18 protein-coding genes are annotated in these 20,433 nt (G+C 35.2%); 17 read left to right on the top strand and 1 reads right to left on the bottom strand.

The window, feature by feature from the left end:
- Positions 1-77 precede the first annotated feature (77 nt).
- Entirely contained in the window at positions 78-1,091 is a 1,014-nt protein-coding gene (locus IGK82_RS13595; RefSeq protein ID WP_430605178.1) for a replication initiator protein A, read from the top strand.
- A gap of 645 nt (positions 1,092-1,736) precedes the next feature.
- Positions 1,737-2,081 (top strand): type IV conjugative transfer system protein TraE, encoded by a 345-nt coding sequence (gene traE, locus IGK82_RS13590; RefSeq protein WP_430605177.1) that lies wholly within the window; start codon positions 1,737-1,739, stop codon positions 2,079-2,081.
- A gap of 1,119 nt (positions 2,082-3,200) precedes the next feature.
- Here the strand turns inward: traE and IGK82_RS13585 are convergent.
- Positions 3,201-3,620, bottom strand: a complete 420-nt coding sequence (locus tag IGK82_RS13585; RefSeq protein WP_430605176.1) for a hypothetical protein — start codon at positions 3,618-3,620, stop codon at positions 3,201-3,203.
- 463 nt (positions 3,621-4,083) lie between these two features.
- Between IGK82_RS13585 and IGK82_RS13580 the strand changes: the two genes are divergently transcribed.
- The 15 genes from IGK82_RS13580 (at position 4,084) to IGK82_RS13510 (ending at position 20,433) form a co-directional block, all read left to right on the top strand.
- The gene (locus IGK82_RS13580; RefSeq protein ID WP_430605220.1) at positions 4,084-4,902 is read left to right on the top strand and encodes a LysM peptidoglycan-binding domain-containing protein; all 819 of its coding nucleotides are present in this window, start codon (positions 4,084-4,086) and stop codon (positions 4,900-4,902) included.
- 119 nt (positions 4,903-5,021) lie between these two features.
- Entirely contained in the window at positions 5,022-9,101 is a 4,080-nt protein-coding gene (locus IGK82_RS13575; protein ID WP_430605219.1) for a SpaA isopeptide-forming pilin-related protein, read from the top strand.
- 353 nt (positions 9,102-9,454) lie between these two features.
- Positions 9,455-9,970: a hypothetical protein gene (locus tag IGK82_RS13570; RefSeq protein WP_430605218.1), complete on the top strand. Its 516-nt coding sequence runs from the start codon at positions 9,455-9,457 to the stop codon at positions 9,968-9,970.
- A 52-nt stretch (positions 9,971-10,022) separates the two neighbouring features.
- A complete protein-coding gene (locus IGK82_RS13565; RefSeq protein WP_430605216.1) occupies positions 10,023-10,526 on the top strand; it encodes a hypothetical protein in 504 nt (167 codons plus the stop codon).
- A 256-nt stretch (positions 10,527-10,782) separates the two neighbouring features.
- Positions 10,783-11,109: a hypothetical protein gene (locus tag IGK82_RS13560; protein WP_101732215.1), complete on the top strand. Its 327-nt coding sequence runs from the start codon at positions 10,783-10,785 to the stop codon at positions 11,107-11,109.
- A gap of 14 nt (positions 11,110-11,123) precedes the next feature.
- Positions 11,124-11,486, top strand: coding sequence for a hypothetical protein (locus tag IGK82_RS13555; RefSeq protein ID WP_430605215.1), 363 nt, complete (start codon positions 11,124-11,126; stop codon positions 11,484-11,486).
- Positions 11,487-11,590: 104 nt separating this feature from the next.
- Positions 11,591-13,069, top strand: coding sequence for a glucosaminidase domain-containing protein (locus tag IGK82_RS13550; RefSeq protein ID WP_430605214.1), 1,479 nt, complete (start codon positions 11,591-11,593; stop codon positions 13,067-13,069).
- A gap of 131 nt (positions 13,070-13,200) precedes the next feature.
- The gene (locus tag IGK82_RS13545; protein WP_174115711.1) at positions 13,201-14,232 is read left to right on the top strand and encodes a TIR domain-containing protein; all 1,032 of its coding nucleotides are present in this window, start codon (positions 13,201-13,203) and stop codon (positions 14,230-14,232) included.
- A gap of 103 nt (positions 14,233-14,335) precedes the next feature.
- On the top strand, positions 14,336-14,722 hold the full coding sequence (locus IGK82_RS13540) for a hypothetical protein (RefSeq protein ID WP_229206974.1): 387 nt from the start codon (positions 14,336-14,338) through the stop codon (positions 14,720-14,722).
- Positions 14,712-15,566 carry a hypothetical protein gene (locus IGK82_RS13535; RefSeq protein ID WP_242384712.1) on the top strand — a complete coding sequence of 285 codons (855 nt, stop codon included), beginning with the start codon at positions 14,712-14,714 and terminating at the stop codon, positions 15,564-15,566. Before IGK82_RS13540 ends, IGK82_RS13535 begins: the two co-directional genes overlap by 11 nt.
- A gap of 780 nt (positions 15,567-16,346) precedes the next feature.
- The gene (locus IGK82_RS13530) at positions 16,347-17,234 is read left to right on the top strand and encodes a hypothetical protein (protein ID WP_236919487.1); all 888 of its coding nucleotides are present in this window, start codon (positions 16,347-16,349) and stop codon (positions 17,232-17,234) included.
- 15 nt (positions 17,235-17,249) lie between these two features.
- On the top strand, positions 17,250-17,483 hold the full coding sequence (locus IGK82_RS13525; RefSeq protein WP_236919488.1) for a hypothetical protein: 234 nt from the start codon (positions 17,250-17,252) through the stop codon (positions 17,481-17,483).
- Positions 17,483-17,701 (top strand): hypothetical protein, encoded by a 219-nt coding sequence (locus IGK82_RS13520; RefSeq protein ID WP_016616838.1) that lies wholly within the window; start codon positions 17,483-17,485, stop codon positions 17,699-17,701. Before IGK82_RS13525 ends, IGK82_RS13520 begins: the two co-directional genes overlap by 1 nt.
- A gap of 43 nt (positions 17,702-17,744) precedes the next feature.
- Positions 17,745-18,818: a response regulator gene (locus tag IGK82_RS13515; RefSeq protein ID WP_289867124.1), complete on the top strand. Its 1,074-nt coding sequence runs from the start codon at positions 17,745-17,747 to the stop codon at positions 18,816-18,818.
- On the top strand, positions 18,805-20,433 hold the full coding sequence (locus IGK82_RS13510) for a hypothetical protein (RefSeq protein ID WP_430605213.1): 1,629 nt from the start codon (positions 18,805-18,807) through the stop codon (positions 20,431-20,433). Before IGK82_RS13515 ends, IGK82_RS13510 begins: the two co-directional genes overlap by 14 nt.

Here is a 20,433-nt window from a genome sequence, read left to right as displayed (position 1 = left end):
AACGCCTTTTGTCTTTGCTATTTTTAAATTGCTTACTATGTGATTAAAGTATATCTAATAAAGGAGTATCTAAAATAATGACGAATATTAAAGAACGGGGGTATAGTTATCAAAACAGCTACTCGGAGCTATTTTGGAAATTCCCACAGTTTCTGTTGAAAAATGAAAAATACAAATCTATGAAAGATAGTTCTAAGATTGCTTATATGCTTTTTAAAGACAAAATTTCTCTTGCTCTCACAAATAACTGGATTGACGAAGATGGAATGATTTATTTGATTTTTCAACAAAAGGATCTCATGGAAATGCTGAATTGCTATCAAGGAAAAGTTAAATCTACCCTAGATGAATTAGAAAAGTATGGCTTATTGGAAGTTGTCAGAGGCGGTTTTGATGCGAAAGCTGGAAAAAACATAGCAAACAAATATTATCTCTTACAGCCAGAGTTAAAAAAAGAAGATTTATACCTGTCAGCAAACACAAAAGCTGAAACCCTTGATAATAGTGGATATGCTGAAATCGCACGCCGTGAAAAAAACGCTGAAACCCTTGATAATAGTGGATATGCTGAAATCGCACGCCGTGAAAAAAACGCTGAAACCCTTAATAATAGTGGATATGCTGAAATCGCACAAGTAAAAGATAATATCTATATAAATAATTCTTTAGATACAATAGACACAAAAGAGACGGATAAAGAGCAGATGCGCCAACGAATTTTATTAGATCAGTTTCATGAAGTTCAAGAACAAACATTTTTAAACAAGTCCAGCTTAAAATATATTGCTCTTTTTTCAAATACAATTCAAGAAGCTCATGAAAAAGTTGGCACAATTATTCGAGCTAAAAATAAAGCAGAAAAGGAGTATGCTACAGTCTTGTTAGGCGAAGATTATCAAGAAGAAATTGACAAATGTTTACGAAGAGTGATGCATAAAATTAAAACTGATTCTTCTGTAAAAAGTCCTAAAGGGTTATTTTATAAATCTTTTTACAACTTATTCGTTGAATGTGCAATTGAGAAAAAGAACCAGTTAAATTCAAATAAAATTGAGAATCTACCAGATATAACTACCCATAATTGGGTTTAAACTGCTTCAAGCAATCACGATTATATTGTATGCAAATTTGCATATTTGTTTATCAATATTGACACTAAATTTTGCTAATGGTATATTCTAAACAAACACAAAGGGAACACGAGTTCGCTTTTTACTGTTGATTTTTGTGTTAATTACAATTTACTAGTAAATCTAAAAAATTATTTGCATTATTTTTAAGGGTATGCTATTCTTTTTTTGAAATTATTAGAATTAAAGAATACACCTTTAAATAAATGCAATGTTTGTTGAGTTTCCAGCTTAAAAGTAAGCATGAGAAGCTAGCAGGCAACAAAAAAAAGAACCGTCTCCATAGGATTGGCAGTCCTAGCGGGAGATTAAGACAATTCAGCTCTCCAAAGCGTATGAATTGCCCTCGGTCCTTTTGTTGCAACCTGCGTTACAACAAACTGTATTATATCAATTTATGCGCAAAAAGAAAAACATTTTTTCTTGATTTCCTTTGAATTCTTTTTCTCTTCTCATTTGAGAAACTGAATTTTGGGACGCTTATTTTGGTATAATCTGTTTTTGCTGTGTGTAGGATGTTTCAAAGGGGAGATTGTGCAATTTGGCGCAATCTCCCCTTTTTTGTTGCGTGCTAACTTTTCATGATGATGTCGAGGAGGAATTTTTGTGATTAGAGTCTTACGTAAAGAGGATATTGGGTATTATGGCGCAAGAGTGACGACATTTTCGTCTAGGGAAAAACGCCAGTTAAGAAATATACGTTCTGAAACGCATAAAAGCAGTAAAAACTATCGGATTGATGGGTTAGAAGCGATTGAAGTAGAGCATTATTTCGAAGGAACCAAGAAAAAAGTACGAGAAAGGACGAGAATTTTGTTAAAAGATGTTTATCCTGAAATTAAACATGTCTATGATCATAACGGTATTTTAATTGGCCGTAGAATTCAACGTGGTGCCCCGTTAAAACCTACGGGAAAAGGAATGAGCAAATTTTTACGTTACGAAAACTAAATAAAAAACGATTTGTCTTCTTGGACGTGCTTGAAAATGTTATGGAACTTTTGGTTGATTTCTATGATGTGAAAAAGAGAAATGTTGGACACAAGAAGGTTGCGTGAGCGGTCAGCAGTTAAAGTTAGGGCAAACTATTGCCAGTCCTTTTTAGAATGAACGAAGGTCGTTCTTAGTCTATGTACAACAACGAATTGGTGCATAGAAGTACACGCTTGCGAATAACTTTTGTAAATGAACAAGAATGATGACGATTCTTGGTAAACAATTGGAGCACGTAGAAAGGATACAAAAAGGAAAGTAACCTATAGCGCCTAGATTTATCAGAGCAGCTACTAAGGGATCTAGGCTTTGACACTTCTTTTGATAAAAAAGAAAAGGCTTCTCGTAATGGGGAAGCGCTTATCTGGAAAAGGTAGGTTGTGTGCTGCACTACATGTAGACACTTGTAATGAAAAACAGGACATTACATTTACCGTTGTCTATTAGGGTTTCTAGTTTCGGACGCCATAAACTAGTCGAAATTAATTTTTAAGTGGGTCCAAGAAGACAAAGTGAAAAATCAGTGCGTGTTTTTGTCTGTTTTATGTTTCTTTATGGCTGGAAGGCTAAACCATAGAAGCAGAGCTACAGGGAAAAATAGCAAGAAAACGCCTAAACTGATTTTATGTAATAAAAAGGCAACAGCGAATACTAAAAATGCAAGAAATAAAATAAAAACAGTTAGCTGCATGGTCGTTCGTCCTTTCGATTTAGTGTTTAGTTTCTAAAATTATTTTAGTAAGGAAATATGAATTTTTCAAAAAAATTGTTTAGAGAAAGCATGAAAGAATTTGACAGGAGGAGAAAGCACAATGAAATATTCAATAGCAAAAAGATTGTATGAACTTTTTGGATTTGAAAGGATGAATTTTGAAAAATAGTGATGCAAAATTTAGAGAATGGAGAACAGAACATGGGGCTATCAATTTAAATTAGTAAAGGTTATTCAAAAAAAGACATTAGCAACTATGTAACTATTTCAATTATACTTAAGATATAATATTGAAGCGGTTAAAAAAAGTTGATATAATAAAAACGGTTATGTGATAAAAGTAACAAGAGAAGCTCTCTTGTTACTTAACGGGAGTATGCAAGATATTGTTCATGGATTTTTGCAAGACCAAAAGTATCACCTATTTTTAAATTATTAGGGGTATGTTTGATACTAGAAATTGAAAAAAGGTTTTTCTCTTTATCTGTTACGGTAAGTGGAAATTCAATATTATTTTCTTTTTCAGAAGTGATAAAAGCTACGTTTTTCTTTTCAAACAAGACAGTAGTGATTTGAGAAGAACCAAGATCGATTAAATCTTGTCCATATTTTTCTCTTAGGCTATTTAATGAAGGATAAACGGCAAGCTCACTAGAATGGCTTGTAGTAGTTGATTGAACAGTATTTTGTGACTGTGTTTCTGTTTTGTTAGATACAGTAAAAGCAATAATAGTAAGTACAATCAGTAAGATTGAACCAATAGCAACAATGTATTTCTTATTCATAGAACCTCCGTTGTATAATTCTTTATTATTGTTTTAAGTATAATGCAAGACAGAAAACGACTTATTGCCGTTTCTGTCTTTTTTCTTTTAATTTATTGGCATACTCTTCGACTTCACTTTTTAAATAAAGACGAGTAAGAGAAGGGCCCTTTTCATCGCCTATTTCTAAAAAAGATTTTATGTGTTGTCGCTTAATAGCGCTTGAAAAGCCTTCATAATTTAGCCCTGATATTTTAGAAGCTTGTTTTCTATTGATTAGGTTTTTTTGAGACCATTCTTGAATTTCGTTTAGATTGGTTAATTTTATTTATCTCACCTTTTCTTATTTTTGATTATAAAACCTTGAACCAAGTTTAGTATATCAAAAAATAAAAAAATTAACAAAATTACTTAATAGTTTGAACTAACTTTGGTGCAATGTTTTTGTAAATAATTTATTGATAAAGTTTGGAGGAATTAAATTATGAAAATTTTAAAAGTATTGGCTATCGGAGTAACAGTAGGTGGAATTGCATTAGCAATGAATAGTGAAAAAGCTGAAGCAGCAGAATGGACACCACGTACAGCAGAACAAATCAAAGCTGAAATTAAAGGGAATGAATATACTATTGTTTGGGGAGATACACTAAGTGCTATTAGCCAAGCAACAAATATTACAGTGCAAAAATTAGCAGATATGAATAAAATTGCAAATGTAGATTTAATCTACGCAGGAAACAAATTGAGTTTTGATGGCAATGTAGCAAGTGTGCAAAACAGCGCAGGTGAAACTGTGGCTCAAACAGTGATTCAAGATACAGACAAAGTAAATCCTTCTCAACCTGTCGGACAACCTGCACAAGAAGCAACAACGAATAATGTAGTAACAGATAACACACAAACTGGAAATGTTGAAGTAGCACCAAGTACACCAGAACAAACGCCAGTTCAACCAGATAATGGCAGCCAAGGCGGACAAACAACGCCTTCTACACCAGAAAATAATCAACCATCAACTCCTGGAAACGGAGGAACGACAACGCCAGAACAACCAAGCCAACCTGGTGGAGGCAATCAAGGAGGTTCAAATGGAGGAACAACTACTCCTGAGCAACCAGAAACTCCACAAGAACCAACGCCAGATAATGAACCAGCTGGACGTGTAAGTCCTTGGTTCATGACATATGAGGAAGCTGAAGCTTGGGCAGAAAAAAATCTAACTGATGAAGAATACAATAGATCAGGTCTTGCCACTAGCTCATTTTCTGATGGTACAATCAGATATTGTGTAACATTAAATTAAGATAGGCACTATACTTATGAAAGATCTTTAACGTTTATGTTAAAGGTCTTTTTTTTGTACAAAAATTTCACCAATTTAGGTGTTTATATAGATAAATTTTTAATTAAGGGGGCAAACAAATGCGATTAAAAAAATTATGTACACTCTTTGCTTTAGCAGTGTTAGGAATGAATTCTTTAACTCCTGTAACACAAGTTGTAGCGGAAGGATTTCCGTCTATGGCGACTACAGAAACAACTGCTTCTGAAAGTACGTCTAGTACAACTGAAAATTCAAAAGAAGAAACAACAGAAAAAACTCAAACAAGTTCTTCTGAAAAAGAGAAGACAAGTGAGACAAAAGAGAATGAAACAAGTACACAAATTCAGCCGTCTACAGATACGGAAATGAGTGGATCAATAGTTAACACTGATAATTCAAGTCCAGATGTGGCAAAAGGTGAAGAACAACTGTATTCTTCTGATAGATCTGCCTATACTTATTTAGTAGGAAATGAAACAGAGCTTGTAAAAGCAGAATTACTTGCTTTCATGGACGCACATACACAAGAAATTCAAGCGATTAAAGGCGCTTCTTACGAAGCACACGTAGGATTTACTGCTTCAAATGGTAAGTTGTATGAATTCACTCCAGTTGAATCAGCGTCTAGATTGCGTAGAGCAGTAGAAGAACGAGCAGGAATAACGATTCAAGTTGTTCGTCAATTTGCAGTTAATTGGCATATTCGGATGCCTAATAGTGGCTTAGAAACATGGGGATCAGTTTATGATGAAATGGCTACTCCAAATGGAAAACCACTTTTTTGTATTGAACCAGGGCTTTTGGTTAATGGTTTTGGTGGTTATACGCAAACGGTAATGCCTAGTCAAATTACTACAAGAATGAAACAAGGAGCTACAATTGGCTATACTAAAACTAAAGATATTCCACATTATTGGAATACCCAAACATTTTTGTGGGATGAACTAGGTGTTCAATGGATTCAAAACAGTGGACGCAATCAAGGGATTATTAATGAAATCCATAATGGAATTGCGAATCTTGCAAAACGACCTTCATTTAACAATCAACAAGTAACATTAAAAGTAGGCCAATCTGTAACGTTAACAGATACAAATGGTGTATTTAAAGATTATCAAAAAATGAGTAGTAACACGGCAGGAGTAAAAGTAGAGAAAAATGGCAATCAATTAAAGCTAACAGCAACTGCCTCAAGTAATGAAACAGGAAATGTTAGTTTTTTACGTTATTCAGAAGATCCTAATAATATTGCATATGCTAAACCAGGTAGTCAGACAGTTGCAGTTTTAGGAGATCCTGATAGAGCTAAAATTAGTATTCCAATCAAAGTCCTAAAAAACGGTAATGTAAAAATCAAAAAAGTGGATGCAGACACAGGAAAAGCTATTTCTGGTGCGAAATTCAAGCTTTCTTATGGTGGCCGAAATGTGGAAGTGGTAACTAACGCTAATGGTGAAGCTGACCTGAAAGATATTCCTCATGGGACAACAGTAACCATTCCAGAAATTCAAGCAGCGAACGGCTACGTTCTTAATAAAACACCACAAACAGTCACAGTTGAAGCGAATAAAACAATTACAGTTACGTTCAAAAACAAAAAGCAAGTTGGACGCTTAGATCTTATCAAAGAAGATAAGGAAACAGGAAATCAAGCGCAAGGATCTGCTAAGTTGGAAGGCGCTGTGTATGGTTTATTTGAAACAAATGGTCAAAAAGTAAAAGAAGTGACGTTGAAAAAATCTGGAGACAAAGTCACAGGTTCTTTTGAAAACATTCAAATTATGCATGACTATTATGTTCAAGAAATCAAAGCACCAGAAGGATATACGTTAGATAAAACAAAATATCCAGTAAACATTGCGTATGCAGGTCAAGATAAAACTGTCGCAGTAAAAACAATGACGCTAAAAGACCAAGTCATTAAAGGTGGCGTGGAAATTGTTAAAATTGGTGACAAACCACTTGTCAAAAAAGTCCTTGATACAATCACAGGAAAAGCAGACAATATCAAGCCTCAATTAGAAGGGGCAGAATTCACTATCACGTCAAAAACAACTGGAAAAGTTGTAAAAGTGATGACAACGGATAAAAATGGTAAAGCAAGTACAGGTAAAACATTGCCTTACGATTCTTATGTCATGGAAGAAACTAAAACGCCAGAAGGATATTTAGCGATTGATCCAATTGAATTTACTATTTCAGAAGAAGACCAAAAATTCTTCTGGGTATTGGAAGATAAAATCATTGAAGCTCGTCTACATTTAGTGAAAGTTGACGCAGAAACAGGAAAAAATATTCCGCTACGCGATACAACGTTCAAAATTTGGGACCGCTGGGCAAATGACGGTAAAGGCGACTATGTTTCTATGCGTGTACCAAACTCATTAGAAATTAGTGACGAATTCAAAACCAATGAAAAAGGGGAATTGGTGACAAGCGATAGCTTACCATTCGGTAAAGATCGTTATGAAATTCGTGAGTTACGTGCGCCGGAAGGCTACTTAATTGCGACTGAACCAGTTGTTTTCTCTGTTACTGAAGCCGATGCAGGCGGTGTAATTACGATTAAATTCGAGAATATGCCACAAAAAGGCCAAGTAAAAATCCATAAGACAGGTGAAAAAGGAATTTCTACTGTTGAAAAAGAATGTGAGTACGGGAAATATGCGGAAATTCAATATGACCAAGTGGATTTAGCAGGTGTAAAATTCAAAATCCGTGCAAGAGAAGATATTACAACACCAGACGGAACAGTTCGTTTGGCCAAAGGTGAATATGTTCAAAAAGACGGCAAAGATTTTGAGTTAGTAACAAATGATTTAGGAATGACTGAATCTGAGCCAAACTTGTATCTAGGTAAATACGAAGCAGTAGAAATCGAAGCACCAAATGGTTTTGTGATGTTAAAAGACCCAATTCCTTTTGAAATCAAATACGAAGGACAACTGGTTGAATTAGCTTCTACAACCGTTAAAGTTGAAAATCAATTGCAAGAAATCAACGTATACGGCTACAAGAAACAAGAAGTTGTAACTGGTTGGGAAGACGGCAAACCAGTGATCGAGCTAGAAAATGCGAAGAATGGCCAAGTCTTTGGCTTGTTTGTTGGTGAAGGTGGTATTCAAATTGGCTTTGATATTTTACCTCATGATACTGCATTAGCTTTTGCGAAAGTCAAAGACGGCAAATTAGTTTTTGAAGGCTTAACATTACCAAATGTAGAAAGTAATTTCTACTTAAAAGAAATTGATGCAGGTAATGACCATGTGTTGGACGAAACCAAATATGGATTTAAATATGTACCTTCTACGAATGAAAAAGAGCATACGATTCATGTATTTGCGGACGGATACGCTGAAAATAAAGAAATCTTGACGAAAATGGCTCGGAAAGAGATTGAAAACAAATTGGCGTATACAGACGTAGAGCTAATCAAAACGGATAACTTAGGAAACAAACCGCTTGAAGGGGTTGAGTTCCAATTAATTCGTGTAGATGGTAAAAAAGAAACTGTGGTAAATACGTACAAGACAGATAGAGCCGGAAAAATCAATGTGAAGAAATTGCCAACTGGAAACTATCGCTTTAAAGAAACAAAACCATTGAGCTGGTACTATCCAAATACAGACGATTTGAGCTTTGAAGTAACACCAGAAACGAATGGCCAAGTCATTTCCCTTAAAGCAGTCAACAAACGCAAACCAATGGAAATTACGACACTTTTAGCGACTGTAGACGGTAAGAAAGAAGCGAACCCAACCATTGACAATACATTACGTGATGAAGTGAAAATCAAAGGTTCTGAAGTAGGACACACGTACACTATCGTTACTCCATACGTAGACCCAGAAACGAAAAAAGTGATTACGACTGTCGAATCAACGTATACAGCAAAAGCCGAAAATGAAACGATCCATGTAGATATTCCAATTGCGAAAAATACGATGAGAGACGGTCAAAAAGGGGTAGCTACTCACTATATTTATTACGACAAAGAAAAAACAAAACTTGTTGGTAAAGAAGATAACTTGGCCAATAAAGACCAAACAGTTACCTTCAAAACACCAAAAGCATTACCAAAAACAGGAGAAACAGCAAATGTTGCATATGTGGCATTAGGGCTGTTTCTTTTTGTATGTGCAAGTGTTGTTTTGGTACGGCGTAAAGTCAAAGAATAATGAAGCGAACTAGAGATAGTCAACAGAGGCTATCTCTAGTTTTGTTATAGTATTTGAAGTGAAATGGGAAGGAACGATAAAGGAGAAGGAGATCAATGCTTTCTAAATTTTTGAACAATTTTAATAAGAAAAAACAAAGTAGAAATATCCATGAAAATTGGTTTTTAGACGCTAATATCTTGTCTGATAATTCCACAAAGCCTGTTAGCCAATCAAAGAAAATGAGAAAAAATACTTGCTTTATGCAAACGCCTGATCTCAATTTTTTTATTATACCTGAATCAAGAAATCCGAAATTTGGAAAATGGAATAGGTAGTTTTGTAAAAATAATTAAGGATAGGGAGAAATAGTAATGGAAACTATAAACCTTTTACAAAGAAAAGAAGCAATGAAAAAGTTACGTAAGGAAACAAAGCGATTGAACAGACAACGAAAAAAATTACGTTACAAAAAAGCGTTGTTATTAAAGTGTACTAAGCACAGATTCCGTTTTGTTCAGTACGTTTTTTATCTTTGGGCAAAGTATTTTGACATTTTTTTGGCATTAATTATTATCTCTGGTCTCTTTTATGTTTGTGGTATGAGTATGAATGTTTTGAAATTTGATGAAAATTCTATTTTTATAGGTATTCTAAGCGAATTATTTATATGGTTTGGAGATTTCAGTTGTTTTATGATTTTTCCATCTATTTTAATTATTCTTACTTTTTTATATGTTCAAAAATATGTTGTTTTAAGCGATATATTTAATTTTTATGAAGATTTGAAGGAGAGTATACGGGTGCTAGATTCAAATATTGTGGATGTTGAAAAAAGAATCTTTAGAAATGAAAAAGAGTTAAAGGAAAAAGGCGATTTACTTCAATAATTTTGGTTTCTACTAGGAAATGTTGACTATTTTTATGTTGAGGAGGATTTTTATGGTTTGGATAATGATAATGATATCGTTAATTGCGTTGGTTTTTCTTTTTCTTTTTATTATGGCGATTTTTAATGAAAAATCGGACGTAGTAGTAAACACATGTTTTACTGGTTTAATTGTTTTTGTAATTGCTTTAATTGTGATGCCTTGTTTGTATATTAAACAAGAGAACGAGTGGAAAGATACGATTCAACAGAGATTGGAAGAAAAACATTATCTGTTACCAGAAAAAGTAAATGAGAAGTTTAGACCAATTATAGAGATTGAAGATTGGCCAAAAAAGAAGGCTATTCCTTTTAGTGTTACTTTTATTTTCAATGGAGCGGACAGTTCAAAAAGGGAAAAATTCCCAGGACTTTATTTAAAAGGTACCCTTAGAGGTACGGAAGTAAAAAATATTCAAATTGCTAATGAGAACTATCTAAATAAACAAAAACAGTTCAAAAAGCTCGCAGACAATACTATTGATTTGTATCAAGTTGACTTTTTGTATTCAGGATAGTTAAGCGGAATTACAACTGATAATCAAAAAGTACGTGTCAATCAAGATGGAACAGAGTTGTTTGTAAATGATAAGAAAATAGAAGGAGAAGTTCACAAATGAGTAGCATTCTTTTTGCTTGTGGCTTACTTGTTGGTCTTTTCTTAGGCGTATGCTTAAGTTATCTAGCTTTACATGTTGAGTAACATAGTATTTTTTGACAGTGAAGTTCACTGTTTTTACTTATAATGATTGAGAAAATTTTAGGAGGAACTTTATGGGAAGTATTTTTAAAGCTGAAGGAAAAGCTTTGGCAGTGAGAGAAACAGATGTAAAACTTTATTATGATGAAAATAATTATCTTTTTCGGATTTCACTTTTACCGAATAAAGTGTTGGAATTTCAGAAGAACGGCTTGTTGAAGCCAGATCAGTTGAGGGCATATACCCAGATAATTTTGATACATTCAGGTAAGTGTTTGCCGATACCGATTGTACAAGGAAGCCATGGTGTTTGGAAAGATTTGTTTGGATTTGACGTACCAAAATCATCCAAAATAAAGAAACGTAAATTAAACAAGTGGCACCTGAAAGTAAAAAATTAGAAGGAGAAGGTATCATGGCGTATCAATGCAATCAGTTTTTTCTATTTGATTATAACCCATTATGGACGGAACCTTACTGGCCAGATTTGTATGTACCTACAGACAAAAATCAAAGAGAGTATTCTTTAGTTTTGTGTTTCAAAACAAACAAAGGATACCTTCTAGGAGAATTTAATGATTCTGAAGAAGTACTACTTAACCAAGTGAAAGATCAAGCAATGGAAGTTTATTCCTTTGACGTCTTGATACCTGTCAAGGAGAATCACCCTTTTGCATTTTACTTTAAACCTACTTTTTCAAAACAGACACTGGTAAACTTTTTTAAGAAAGTCCCGCAGTTAACCGAGTATATAACACAAATAAACGACTTGCTTTAAACAGAATTTTGAAAAAATTTTATAATGTGTTAAAAAAGTTTTCACAAACAGATGTATATACTTCTGTTTGGTAAGAAAAAAATGAAATAAATGGAGGAAAAGTCATGAAGAAAACAAGTAAATTATTGTCTGCATTATTAGTTGTTAGCCAAGTATTTGGCTATACACCAGCAGTTTTTGCAAATGAAGAACCTACGTCGCCGACACTTTCTTCAGAATCTGCGACGGTTCAAGAAGAAAGTAATGGAGGACAAACAGAAGAAACCGTTGATTCTACTCCAGAAACAACGCCAGAAGCACCACCAACAGATTCTTCCACGGAAGAACAACCAACTACACCTGAGCAACCAGTGGAACCAGAAACACCTACGGTGCCAGATTCAAGCAAACCAGAAACGACACCCGTAGAACCAGAACAAAAACCAGAAGAAAATCAGCCTGTGGAAGAATCCAAACCAACGGATTCAACACCGACACAAACACCACAAAAGCCAACAGAAACGCCGACGAACCAACAAAATGAGTCCACTCAATCAAGTGTTTCTACTAATACAGAAACAAGCACAACAAATCAAGGAATAGCAGCACCTGTTGTAGACGAAGTCAAAGAATATCACCAAGCCCCGTCAGCGCCTATTCAAGAGTTAGTGCCAGAAAGTACGCTTTCTTCAGATGGAACAATTCACTTTGGAAAAAATGAAAGTGTAGAACAATTTATTCAAAAAATTGGAGAAGCAGCTAGAAAAGTGGGGCAAGAAAATGATTTATATGCATCTGTTATGATTGCGCAAGCGATTTTAGAATCTGCTAGTGGTCAAAGTTTGCTATCAAAAGCACCAAATTATAATTTGTTTGGCATTAAAGGCACACATAACGGAAAAGGGGTCTCTTTTGCGACACAAGAGGATTTAGGCAATGGAACGCTTTATACTACCCAAGCAACCTTTAGACAATATCAGAGCTACGAAGAGAGCCTGAAAGACTACGCGAAACTCTTAAAAGAAGGGTTGGCAGGTAATGCTTCTTTTTATGAAGGTGTCTGGAAAAGTAAAGCGAAAACCTATCAAGAAGCTACTCAGTATTTGACAGGACGTTATGCGACAGATAGTCAATACAATCAGAAATTAAACGGCTTAATTGAAACCTACGACTTAACCATGTATGATCATCCGAAAGCGACAGTAGAAATGACAGAATCTGATTTTCCAGCGTATAATGGTGAAAACTATGATACGTCTAATAGCTATGCGTGGGGAAATTGTACACAGTATGTCTATAATCGAATCACTCAATTAGGCAAACACATTGACTTAACCATGGGAAATGGAAAAGACTGGGGCGTGACAGGACAAGCCCGAGGATATGAAGTAAGCCGCACACCACAAGCAGGAACAGCCGTTTCCTTCCCTGCGGGCGTGTTAGGTGCAGATCCAGTGTATGGGCATGTGGCATTCGTCGAAAAAGTGAATCAAGACGGTTCAATTTACATTTCAGAAATGAATGTACAAGGCTTAAACGTCGTATCTACTCGTACAATTGCAGCAACTCAAACAAGTATGTTGAGTTATATCATGCCCAAATAAAGAAACAAAGAAAAGCAGACAACGTGTCTGCTTTTCTTTTGTTTATATGATAAAAGCTTAAGAACACTAGTTAACATTTTTTTCATAAAAAGAGATAGATCGTTTGTTATTTGTGTTAGGAGGGATAGCGAATGGAACGGATTTTTCGAATCTATGATCCTTCTTTTTTAGACAAATTGTTTAGTGAAGCAAGTAATCAATATAAGTATTGTCGATTTAGTGTTCCTTTAGAGAAAATAGGATGTATGAAAAATGATAATGAGTTTTACTTTGTCCGAAAAGCGATCGAATCTTTTTTCTATTATAGATTTTCAAAAACGGTTTTAGTCCAATGGAATCGTCGAGAGAACTTGATAGAAATAGGAGAAATTTGTATGAAAAAGAAGCTTACTTTTCGCTTTCCGTATGAAGAGTATGATTGCTATTATGAAGTTATTCAAGAAATCAATCATTTAGTAGATTGTACAGGTGTCTGTATTCTTTTTGTAAACAAGACTCATTATTCCTTAGAAACAGGAATGATTGTAGAAACCCAATCTAATATTGAAAAAATTAAAGAAATAGCCGTACGCTCAGGAATGAAAATTGACGATTTTTTTGGTCAAGAAGAAATTTTCAACTGTATGAATAATCAGCAATACAATGTTGTTTCATTACCTTTTAAGGCTGACTTAGAGGAAATTAAGCTGTTTGTTGACAGTATTTTTCTCTTACCTTCAAAAAAAATGATGGAAGAGAGGGCGTTCACGCTGAAAACAGAGACAAAGAAAAAGTTGTTTGTGTCATACTGTCATAAGAATAAAGCAGAAGTAGAAAAAATTATTTCGGGCTTGAGGGAATATGGGTTAGATTTTTGGTTAGACGAAGAACAAATTGATGTAGGTGACAGATTAATGGAACGTATAGACGAAGTTGTTCGTTTATCGGATATTCCGATTATATTTTTAAGTGAAGCAACCAAAGAATCGATGTTTGCTAAGCATGAATTATTCGTTTTTTTTGATAAAGTGATTTATCAACAATCAACAGCTAAGCCTTGGTTTATTGTAAAACTAGACCAAGTAGACCCTTATGATATTATGTTTGGATTGGGAAATTTAAAGTATATTGATTATGAACATAGTACAATTGAAGAAATCGCTCAAGCAATTGAAAAAAGATGAATCAAGCCAACACTAGCTACTAACAAATGGGATGTTAGTAGTTTTTTGTTATTCAAAATTACAAAAATAATAAGAAGAAAAGTAGAAGGGAGAAAATCAAACAATGAACCATTTTTTATTGGTATTGCTACTACCGATATCAACGGCAGTATCATTGGCATTAAGTAGATTCATGGGGGAAAAATTTAGAGAAAGTCGATTATTGGAAGAATCTAAAAATCATTTAAAAGAACAACAGAAGCATTCAGAGAAGCTAGAAGAACAACTATCAAGTGGATTTTCACAGGTAGAAGATCCTCAACTTGGTTTATTGACTGACAAACAAAAAGCAATTCAAGAGTCGTTGGACTTTTTAAAGCAGCTCAACGATGAAATACAACGAGTTCAACTAGAAAATGAAGAATTACGTTCACAAAATCGTGCGTTGCGACAAGCAAACAGTCACTCTGTAGAATTTGTGAAGGAAGAAGGTTTAACAAATGAAAAATGATGCTAAAAAAATGTTCAACGAGTTAAAACGTGAAATGAAAGAAACCAAAAATAAGTGTGTAGCAACCCTAACAAGTTCTGCGTTTTATCGCGTGCAATTGATGAATCTTATTTATTTTATTAGATATCGTGCGATGATAGTTTGTCTATTGTACTTTTTGAATTTTATTCTACTTTGTTATGAATTAGATAAAATTTTGGAAATATCTAAACAACAGCTGTTTACTGCTGTAGCCACCACGTTAAGTAGTTTTTTACTTATTTGGTTTCTTGGCCATTTTGTAGGTTTGTTATGGGACATATCTAACTCAGATTATAAAAGAGAGCGATTCTGTCATTTAGTAAAATCATTTATCAGTTATTGTTGTGTAGGGTTTGTCTATTTAATTTGGCAAAAACAAATTCCGAATATCCAAACGTTGGATGATATTCCAATAGAATTCATTTTTACATTTCTTTCCAATTTACTAACGTTTCTTTTAAGTAGTCTTGCAATTCACTTTTTTTGGAAAAGTGCAAGAAACCATTTAGCTATTATTGCAGATTATAGAGAAAAAAGAGAGGCTGCTTCTATTCCTAAACGTATTCAAGATCAAGTTATTTTATCGGATTATGCTGAGCAGATTTTTGTTCCAATTGGTTTTAAAATAGTTGAACATGAGAACGAAAACCAACCTGCCTATATAGAAGGACAAACTTCTCATACTCATATAGGAAAATATCTAAAAGAAACATTTGTTACTGTGAAATTGAAGTGGTCAATTATCGAACCGAAAAGTTTATCTGTGCAAGAATGTGTGCTTGAAACTGATTCATCAGTCACTTTAGAAGAAGCTAGTGAATGAGAATAAAAAGAAAAGAGGTATTTAAAAAGTGGAAAGCTAATAGTTTCTAAAACAAGAAGCTTCTGAGTAAAGGAAATAAAAAAAGAGAAGCAATCATGACTGATTGCTTCAACAGCGGTTTAGAAAACATTATCTAATTTTTTTGAGGTATATGTTATTTATATAGCATATTATTCAAAAAAATTCAATAAAAAAATACCAGTCTTTTAGACTGGCAGTCGTAAATTCAATGCGTCGAATTTACTCAGGATTTGCACTATGTTTGAGTTACTCGCTTCTTTATTTTATATCACAGCCAAAGAACTTTTTCAATAAAAAATAAAAAGGCTCGACAAAATATGCGAAGCCTTTCAAGACAGATTGTGATGGAGTGTTTAATACACCTTTCATTATAAAACAAATGAAAAGGATGTCAATTTTATAATAAAAACAGTCAATCGACCACTGATTGACTATTTTTGGACAATGTTATTGGTAGACTATTGATCCAGAAAGAAACGCCCGTTAGTATCCGCTAACGGACGCTTGAGTGTGACAAAGAACAGAAAATAACACTGTTCTTTGTTTTTTTATACCACAAATGCTGTCTTTTTTTCAAGAAAAAAAGAATGTCCAGTACCGCAACTACTGGACACCAAAGGAGTATTTTTTGTTTTGTGACTTAGTCACAGGGATTATTAAAGGAGTATTGTCCTTCTATTTATTATATAACATAAAGCAATTTTTGAAGCAAGTAGTTTTTACTTGCTTTTTTTGTTGCTTTGAAGGGAGGTGAGAGGAATGGTTGGAGAAGAACAAACCTTGCATCACTTGTTGTGTACGGTATTAACCAATACGTATGAGGACGCAACGCCTTATTTGGATTTTACTGTTTCTATTGTCCCAAAGGAATTAAAAAGTAAGCAGGGCCAATATGTACCGAATGACCGAAAAATTGAATTGTTTACTCTTACGCAGTCTCCTGAAGCTACGGTATTAACGCTGTTACGAGAATTGACACGTCATGTGTTGTTCATGGATGAAGGAGAGCTGAAACAAAAAGACGCGTTTTATGAACGTTTCTTTTTGTTGGTAAGTACGGCCATGGCTATGGATTTGTTGACAGAGGATACTCTACTTGTCTATGCGGTGAAAGAATATGATCAGCTAGTGGAACGATTTGGAGAGGTTTCTTCGTGGGAGCTACCCAATCAAACGACAAACAATGGTTTTACCGTCCATGTAACGAATAGTTACGAGGCACGAATGCTATTAAAAAATCGAAGTTACCGCTACTTTACGTTAGGTAAAGCTTGGGAAAAGGAATTTTCAACAAAACAAGAGGCAGAACAAGAAGCAGCCTTTCTAAATCAACAATTTCCAATGATTCAAATAAGTGTTTTGCGACCCGTTGAAGCACTTTTGTGTATGCATTACTATATCGGCGTTTCAGGAGGGTTTCATTGTAAACAAGCTCTTTACCAAGCAGGCTATATCTGGCAAGGCTATGGTCGGAAAAGGGAATGGGTGAAAAAAGTTCCTGTCGGTCAATATAACGAGGAATTAGCATTTTTACATGAGTTGCGTTTGATTGGCCAACGATTTACCCCGACATTTGGAAGTGAACGTCAGGAAAAGAAACAACAAGCGAAGCAATTAAAACGAAATAAACGAAAAGTAAGTTATTAGGAGGCACTTAAATAAATGAAAATTACACAAACCGAATTAAACAATCGGCGAAAATTAGCAAAAGCAATCATGGCAGCGAAAAAAGAAGACCATGATACGTGGTTGGGGGAGTTGTATCAACAATATATCTCCACGAACCAAGACACGTTGACAGAAGCGTTAGCGATGATGACCAAACAAACACAAGCGGAAAAAACGCCAGGGTCTTTTCATTCTAATCATAAAAATCATGGAGGAGGACAAGCTTAATGGAACGAATTCAAACAGTTTTAACCTTTCTTATTGGCGGTGCTTCAGGTCTAATTGGTTCTTGGGCAACGTTACAGCTGTTGCTGGCGGCTTGGAATATGATGCGTAAAAATCAACGAAAAGTAGAAGAAGCCAAAGAACATATGGAACACATTGTATTAGGGATTTGTGTTGCTGTAGCGGGAGCAGCGATTGTTACTTGGTTAATGAGCGCGTAATGGAGGAAAGTTCATGTATGTTCAGATAACAGGAGGGAGGAAGGTGAAGACACTTCTCCCTTCTAAAAGAAAACGATTAACGGTGAAAGAAGCCAACTTGCTTTTGCAAAAGTTAGAAACGTTTGCAGAAGATACTGGAAAAAAAGATACGATCCGATTAACCATTATGGAAGACAAAGACATTCTTTTTCGGGATGACTGTGTAATAGGAGAAGGTCATTCACGCAACCTTCTTTTAGTTGTCCAACATACATTTACCACGTTACACAAACGGACAGATTCTGACGAATGTCAAGAGCTGTTAACCAGTATCCAACAAGCATTAGAAGCACCAGATACTTTAGAAGAACCAAAAAAACGAGAGAAAAAACCTAAACCAAAGGAAAAAAGGAATCGTAAGCCCTCAGTGAACGCGTCAAAGCGTTCTTTTTCTTTGCCAACCTTTTCAGTAAGAAGTACTCAAGGAATAATCCTAGGGGTACTTCTTCTCGTTTTTCTTGGAATAGGTGGTTTTTGGGTAAGTTCTTTTTCAAAGCAAGACGTACAAAGCAAGCCAACCTATGAACAATTGTTAAAAGAAGAAAAATATGCGGAAGCAGCTGTTGCCTTTCCTGATAAACGGGAAGCCATTGAACAATATTTAGTGGAACAACAAGCGTTTCAGGAGTTGAAAACATTTAATGCGCAATTTCCCACTGATGAGGGAACTTTTGATTTGGCTTTCTACCAAAAAGAATGGAAAAAGGTCATTCAAACTGAAGGGTCAGAATTAAATACGGATCGAAAAGTAATGTTGGCCTATGCGTATATTCAACTGGATCAATTAGAAGAAGCAGAAATCTTGAATAAAACCTTAAAAAGTACCCAATTAGCCACAGAATTAAAAAAAGCTTGGACAAAAAAAGCTATTCGAGCGATTCGAAAAGAATCATTTTCAGAAGCTGAATCAATCAATAAGCGCTTGAAAAGTGAAGAAATAAAGGAATTGATCGAGACGGGAAAAACATGTCAAGAAATGATCGCTCTTTATCGGGAAAAGAAAGATTCAGAAAATGAAAAACTGTGGAAACAACGTTTAACACAATTAGGAGAGGAGCTTTATTATGAAAATGAATAAGCCAATTTTTGACAAGGAGTTATTAAAAAATAAGAAATTATTAGGTATTGTAGCCGCTGTGACGGTTTGTACGGGAACTGTCGGTTATGCGACCTACCAAGCATTTACCCCACCAAAGCAGCAAGCAACTGAAAAATTTTCTGGAGAGAAAGAAAAAGAAACTGATTCTTGGATCATTCCTGAAGATCGTCGAAAAAAATCAAGTGTTACGACTAAAAAAAGTCAAGCAAAGAAAAACAAAACAACCACAGACGTTTCAACGGATGTTTTTGAACGGTTTGGCTTGGTAGAAACAGCGAAAGATTCAGACAATAAAGGAACAACGAAGTCCTCCTTATCGCCGAAAGAACTGGTCGCTGTTGCACAATCAATCAAAGACAAGGAAGCAACAAAACAACCAACAATTCTTGATCAAGTATTGCAACAACCAGCAATTTTTAAACCAGAAAAATCTCCGCAAAAACCAGTAACAGATAATACACAAACAAAACCAAGCGAAGAAATGGACAAACCAGTTGTTCCATTGCCACCTGTTCAACCAGAAACACCGCAAGAACCAACGCCACAACCTGATCCACAGCCACCAGTAGCGATTGTGGATTATCAAGTATTGGCACGCTTAGTTGAAAATGCGGAAGGCTTACCAGCTTCTGCTTATATGACAGCTTCTTATCAAGCGATGCAAAACCAACTGAAGGTAGCTAAAACTATGTTAGAAGAACGTCAAGCAACGCAAGCTCAAGTGAATGCACAAGTAGAAGCCTTACAAGCAGCCATTGATCAGTTGGTACTACGAGGCAATTTTTCTGATTTAGAGCAGTTGGTCGCGCAAGTGAAGCTCATTCAACGAGAAAACTATACGACAGAAAGTGCCCAACGCTTAGATCAAGCGTATGAACAAGCAACAGCGTTGATTCAAGAAGGCGAAGCGACACAAGAACGTATTGATGAAGCATTAAATCAGTTGAATCAAGCGATTATGCACTTAGTAGAACGTGGAGAAAAAGCAGCGCTTCAAGCGATTGTTGAGCAAGCCAAAGGCATTGATCGCGCGTTGTATACAGCTGAAAGTTTACAAGTATTAGACGAAGCAGTAGGTCAAGCGCAACAAGTCTTGCAATTTGTGGATGCTACACAAGCCCAAGTGGACGAAAGTGTTCAATTGGTTCAAGCAGCGTTAGCTCAATTACAAACGATTGGGGAACCAGATTATAGTCTATTACAATTGACGCGTTTGATTGAAGTTTGCGAACAAATGGATTTAACCGAGTATACGGAACAATCCGTAGCGGTATTTACAGCTGAATTGGCTAGAGCGAAAGCCTTTGTTTCTAGTGGTGAAGTAACAGAAGAAGCAGCACAAGCACAATTAGCAGCGTTACAACAAGCCAAAGAGCAATTGGTAAAAAAAGCAGATAAGACCGTCTTAACACAGCTGATTCAAGAAGTTGCTCAGTTAGAAGCCTCAAACTATACATCGGATAGTTGGGCAACATTGGATCAAGCGTTGCAAACAGCTAATCAAGTAATGGCAGATCCACAAGCAACACAAGAACAAGTAAATGACGCAGTAAGTGCATTACAACATGCGAAAGCAGCATTAGTGGAGGTTTAA

The sequence above is a fragment of the Enterococcus sp. AZ197 genome, assembly GCF_050556405.1.
GTDB lineage: Bacteria > Bacillota > Bacilli > Lactobacillales > Enterococcaceae > Enterococcus > Enterococcus faecalis.
This window is presented reverse-complemented; position numbering and strand designations above follow the sequence as displayed.

Bases quoted from the DNA above. Each gene is read 5' to 3' on its own strand.
- IGK82_RS13595 (WP_430605178.1), top strand. From the start codon at position 78: ATGACGAATATTAAAGAACGGGGGTATAGTTATCAAAACAGCTACTCG.
- IGK82_RS13585 (WP_430605176.1), bottom strand. From the start codon at position 3,620: ATGAATAAGAAATACATTGTTGCTATTGGTTCAATCTTACTGATTGTA.
- IGK82_RS13580 (WP_430605220.1), top strand. From the start codon at position 4,084: ATGAAAATTTTAAAAGTATTGGCTATCGGAGTAACAGTAGGTGGAATT.
- IGK82_RS13575 (WP_430605219.1), top strand. From the start codon at position 5,022: ATGCGATTAAAAAAATTATGTACACTCTTTGCTTTAGCAGTGTTAGGA.
- IGK82_RS13570 (WP_430605218.1), top strand. From the start codon at position 9,455: ATGGAAACTATAAACCTTTTACAAAGAAAAGAAGCAATGAAAAAGTTA.
- IGK82_RS13565 (WP_430605216.1), top strand. From the start codon at position 10,023: ATGGTTTGGATAATGATAATGATATCGTTAATTGCGTTGGTTTTTCTT.
- IGK82_RS13560 (WP_101732215.1), top strand. From the start codon at position 10,783: ATGGGAAGTATTTTTAAAGCTGAAGGAAAAGCTTTGGCAGTGAGAGAA.
- IGK82_RS13555 (WP_430605215.1), top strand. From the start codon at position 11,124: ATGGCGTATCAATGCAATCAGTTTTTTCTATTTGATTATAACCCATTA.
- IGK82_RS13550 (WP_430605214.1), top strand. From the start codon at position 11,591: ATGAAGAAAACAAGTAAATTATTGTCTGCATTATTAGTTGTTAGCCAA.
- IGK82_RS13545 (WP_174115711.1), top strand. From the start codon at position 13,201: ATGGAACGGATTTTTCGAATCTATGATCCTTCTTTTTTAGACAAATTG.
- IGK82_RS13540 (WP_229206974.1), top strand. From the start codon at position 14,336: ATGAACCATTTTTTATTGGTATTGCTACTACCGATATCAACGGCAGTA.
- IGK82_RS13535 (WP_242384712.1), top strand. From the start codon at position 14,712: ATGAAAAATGATGCTAAAAAAATGTTCAACGAGTTAAAACGTGAAATG.
- IGK82_RS13530 (WP_236919487.1), top strand. From the start codon at position 16,347: ATGGTTGGAGAAGAACAAACCTTGCATCACTTGTTGTGTACGGTATTA.
- IGK82_RS13525 (WP_236919488.1), top strand. From the start codon at position 17,250: ATGAAAATTACACAAACCGAATTAAACAATCGGCGAAAATTAGCAAAA.
- IGK82_RS13520 (WP_016616838.1), top strand. From the start codon at position 17,483: ATGGAACGAATTCAAACAGTTTTAACCTTTCTTATTGGCGGTGCTTCA.
- IGK82_RS13510 (WP_430605213.1), top strand. From the start codon at position 18,805: ATGAAAATGAATAAGCCAATTTTTGACAAGGAGTTATTAAAAAATAAG.